Source organism: Endozoicomonas sp. SESOKO4 (assembly GCF_024606275.1).
In genome coordinates, this window is the sequence record NZ_JAHHPS010000216.1 from 1 (window position 1) to 1,389 (window position 1,389).

General features: G+C 46.1%; 2 protein-coding genes. Both read left to right on the forward strand.

The annotated features are described in order from the left end of the window. Positions 1–248: 248 nt before the first annotated feature. A complete protein-coding gene (locus KDK16_RS04190; RefSeq protein ID WP_257274801.1) occupies positions 249–662 on the forward strand; it encodes a hypothetical protein in 414 nt (137 codons plus the stop codon). A gap of 158 nt (positions 663–820) precedes the next feature. Further along, the coding region (locus KDK16_RS04195; protein WP_257274802.1) for a hypothetical protein at positions 821–1,389 on the forward strand (569 nt) is incomplete at its 3' end.

Consider the following 1,389-nt stretch of genomic DNA (forward strand, 5'->3'; position numbering starts at 1 on the left):
GTTGCAATCAAAGTTTGAAAAGAGGCATTGAACTCAGGGTGTCTTAAAGTACTTGGGGCGCAGAAACAAAACGCATTAAAAACAGCTTAGGTAAAGGAGAAAGAGATGCAATTAAAGAAGTAGTTAAAAGTGTGGCGCTATCGGCAGGGCTTTTCTCTTTCGGGCTTCAGGCAGCTGAAAACCCAACAGGACCGACTGCAGACTCATCTACCGGCAAGTTTGATATCTTTCTTAGAAACGAGGTTCAAATGAGGCTCTTTGCTCTGATGGACGTAACTTTCAATACCACCTCTGCCACTACCGGTGATCTCACTGGTTTCACTCCTTCCTGTGTTGATTCAAATGTTGAACGATACGAAGTCAGTCTGGCAAGCGACCATAATTTTACATTGGAACCATCAGGAGCAGGTCCTGCAGACGAAATCCCTTATTTGTTGACCTATTCTCAGAAAGGTGGTGCGGCGGATCAGGTCTGGGGAGCGGGTCAGTTGGTGTCGGGTGCTGTGGCAGGTGATTTTAAAAGAGATGGCCCTATTGGAGGTAACACTTGTGATGCTGCTCTGGACTCTAAAATTACTGTAGACATTAAAGAAGCGGACTATAAAGGTAAAAGTGTAGGCGTATATTCAGACACTGTCACAGTCGTAGTCACAGCTATTTAATCCCTAATGGCCGGTAAAGTTGACTCTGGTCTGGTCACTGGCTTTCCAAAAAATATGAAAGCGGCGCTGAGTAACAGCCCTGAGTCGGCCCTCGGTGTAAAGTACCTCTGTCAGGTAATTAAGTATCAGAGCAGTAACGAAAATGATTGTTTCGGGCCATGACAAAATGGAAATGCGTTGACATTTTATGTGTTGCGTTGCTCATGGTTTTTGTTTGCTCGAAAACTATGGCCAATCAGGCGCTTTTTCTTGCCCAGAATAAAGCTCCCAAAGGTTTTGAGACCCTTAGTCAGCCTCAGCGATCGCTGGTGGATATTTATTATGGCAACCGCTATTTAACCTCCCAGCTGGCTACCTTCCAACCCGGTGAAATTACCCTTTCCAATGTTAATGATGTGGTTCGCCTTATCGGTTCGGTGAACGATCCTGTTTTTTTGGCTTCGGCTTTATCCGGCGAGTTGAATACCCATACTGAGGCTATTTGTCCGCCCGGTGTCACCAAAGATTGTGGTGTTCTTAACCCTCCCGTTGCCGGTGTGATTTTTGATGAATCCCGCTTCAGGGTCGATGTGTTTGTTAATCCCCGCTTCCTGTTAACCCGAGCTGCCGATGTCAGAAAATACCTGCCGCCTTCTGACTCAGGCTTTGCCATGATGCAAAACTTTTCGGCAGCAGTAACCGGTATATCTGAAGATGCCAATGGCAGTGACTATACTTTGTACGGCCT

Bases quoted from the DNA above. Each gene is read 5' to 3' on its own strand.
- KDK16_RS04190 (WP_257274801.1), top strand. From the start codon at position 249: ATGAGGCTCTTTGCTCTGATGGACGTAACTTTCAATACCACCTCTGCC.